This is a genomic window from Allobosea eneae, from assembly GCF_042657265.1.
Classification (GTDB): domain Bacteria; phylum Pseudomonadota; class Alphaproteobacteria; order Rhizobiales; family Beijerinckiaceae; genus Allobosea; species Allobosea eneae.
Map to the genome: position 1 here is coordinate 1 of NZ_JBHSLW010000065.1, position 2,464 is coordinate 2,464.

Genomic DNA, 2,464 nt, shown 5'->3' on the forward strand with positions numbered 1-2,464 from the left:
GTAAGCGCTGTCCCGTTGGCACCTTTGCGGGCGCGGTCTGAGCGCCGATGTTTGAAGCCCCTGAGGGCTTCGACACATGACGATTTCAGAGCTTACGCTTAAATCCAGCGACGCCGAGCCGGTTCGCCGGTTCGAGGTCTTTACCGGGACCGGGCGCCGACGAGATTGGTCGGACGACGACAAGGCAAGGATCGTGGCGGAGAGCTACGAGCCGGGCGCGACGGTGAGCGAGATTGCGCGCCGCCATGCCTTGTCTCCGCAGCAGCTTTTCGGCTGGCGGCGTCTTTTGCGGAGAGCACCGGAGCCGGCATCATTGCCGACGTTCGTGCCTGCGGTGGTCGATGCAGCTCGTTCGGAACCCGAGACCGTGAGGCAGCCGGCCCCGCGTCGTCGTCGCATTGTCGCCAGGCCGAGCGGTGGGATCGAGATCGAGATTGACGGCGTCGTGGTGCGTGTCGGAACCGGTGCGAGCCCGAAGACGATCGCTGCCGTGATCGGCGCGTTGAAGGGCGGCTTGTGATCGGCCCGACCGGCGCGGTCCGCGTCATGATCGCGACAAAGCCGGTCGACTTCCGCAAGGGCGCGGAGGGCCTGGCCGCGCTGGTGCGCGAGAGCATGGGCGCCGATCCGTTCTCGGGCGCGGTGTACGTGTTCCGGGCGCGGCGCGCCGACCGGATCAAGCTAGTCTACTTCGATGGGACGGGCGTCTGCCTGTTCTCGAAGAGGCTGGAAGATGGCAAGTTCCAGTGGCCCGCGATCGCCGACGGCGTCGTGCGGCTGACAGCGGCGCAGCTTCAGGCGTTGCTCGAAGGCCTCGACTGGCGGCGCGTGCATGAGCGGCGCGAGACACGGGTCCCCGTCGCGGCAAGTTGATCGCCTTTTCTCTGGCAAGCCACTGTAATCCATGATTGAATCGGCTTCGTGAGCAACGCGGCCAACCCACTGACCAACGATCCGATCGCGCTTCGGGCGATGCTCGCGGAGGAGCGCGCCGAGAACGAGCGGCTGCGTCAGATCATCAAGGAACTCCAACGCCATCGCTTCGGGCGCCGAGCCGAGAGCCTGCCTATCGATCAGCTGCTGCTCGGGCTCGAGGAGGCCGAGCAGATCGAGGCCGAGGGCCTCGCCGGCGAGGAAGCGGCTGATCCCGCCAAGCATGCCGACCGGGCCAGGAAGCGTCGCGCCAACCGTGGATCGCTGCCGGCGCACCTCCCGCGGGTCGAGCAGATCATCGACGTCCAGGACAAGACCTGCCCGTGCTGCCGGGGCGAGCTACATGCGATGGGCGAGGACGTCTCCGAGCGTCTCGACATCGTCCCTGCCCAGTTCCGCGTGATCGTAACGCGCCGGCCGAAATACGCCTGCCGGGCCTGCGAGGAGGTCGTGGTGCAGGCGCCGGCACCCGCCCGGCTCGTCGAGGGCGGCATCCCGACCGAGGCGACCGTCGCCTACGTTCTCGTCTCCAAGTACGCCGACCACCTTCCGCTGTACCGGCAGGCCCAGATCTATGCCCGGCAGGGCGTGAACCTGGACCGCTCGACCCTGGCTGACTGGGTCGGTAAGGCGGCCTTCCTCCTACGCCCGGTCCATGAGCGCCTGTTCGAGCGACTGAAGGCGTCGACCAAGCTCTTCGCCGACGAGACCACGGCGCCGGTGCTCGATCCCGGACGCGGCCGGACCAAGACCGGCCAGTTCTTCGCCTATGCCCGCGACGAACGGCCCTGGGGCGGCGCCGATCCGCCGGGCGTGACCTATCTCTACGCTCCCAACCGCAAGGCCGAGCAGCCGATCCGGCATCTTCAAGGCTTCACCGGCGTGCTCCAGGTGGACGGCTATGCCGGCTACAACACGCTGGCCGGGAAGAATGCCGTGAGCTTGGCATTCTGCTGGTCTCACGTCCGGCGGAAGTTCTACGATCTCGCGCAGGGCGGGCCCGCGCCCATCGCTTCGGAAGCGCTGCTGCGCATCACCGAACTCTACCGCATCGAGAGCGATATCCGCGGACGCTTCGCCGAGGAGCGGCGCGACGTCCGTCAGGCTCGAAGCCGCCCCATCGTCGAAGCGCTGGAGCCGTGGCTGCACGCCAAGCTTCTCCTCGTCAGTCAGAAGAGCAAGCTTGCCGATGCCATACGCTACGCCCTCTCGCGATGGGCGGGTCTCAGTCGCTTCCTCGACGACGGCCGCGTCGAGATCGACTCCAACGTGGTCGAACGCGCCATCCGGCCGATCGCCCTCAATCGCAAAAATGCACTCTTTGCCGGATCAGACGGCGGCGCCGAGCACTGGGCCGTCGTCGCCTCGCTCATCGAAACCTGCAAGCTCAACGGCGTCGACCCACAGGCCTACCTCGTCGACGTCATCGCCCGCATCGTCGACGGCCATCCGCAGAGCCAGATCGACGATCTGCTGCCATGGGCCTATGCGCCTCAGCCGCTCAAGGCCGTGGCCTGAGAACACCGCTTAC

3 protein-coding genes are annotated in these 2,464 nt (G+C 67.0%); all 3 read left to right on the top strand.

Annotated elements, in window-relative coordinates:
- The first annotated feature begins 76 nt into the window (after positions 1–76).
- The 3 genes from tnpA to tnpC are packed head-to-tail and all read left to right on the top strand — an operon-like array spanning position 77 to position 2,451.
- Entirely contained in the window at positions 77–520 is a 444-nt protein-coding gene (gene tnpA / locus ACFPOB_RS31130; protein WP_082736436.1) for an IS66-like element accessory protein TnpA, read from the top strand.
- On the top strand, positions 517–873 hold the full coding sequence (gene tnpB, locus ACFPOB_RS26865; RefSeq protein ID WP_067254789.1) for an IS66 family insertion sequence element accessory protein TnpB: 357 nt from the start codon (positions 517–519) through the stop codon (positions 871–873). Before tnpA ends, tnpB begins: the two co-directional genes overlap by 4 nt.
- Positions 874–921: 48 nt before the next feature.
- Positions 922–2,451, top strand: a complete 1,530-nt coding sequence (gene tnpC, locus ACFPOB_RS26870) for an IS66 family transposase (RefSeq protein ID WP_068182185.1) — start codon at positions 922–924, stop codon at positions 2,449–2,451.
- The last annotated feature ends 13 nt before the right edge of the window (positions 2,452–2,464 follow it).

Excerpts from the sequence above, each read along its gene's own strand:
- tnpA (WP_082736436.1), top strand. The coding sequence starts at position 77 with ATGACGATTTCAGAGCTTACGCTTAAATCCAGCGACGCCGAGCCGGTT.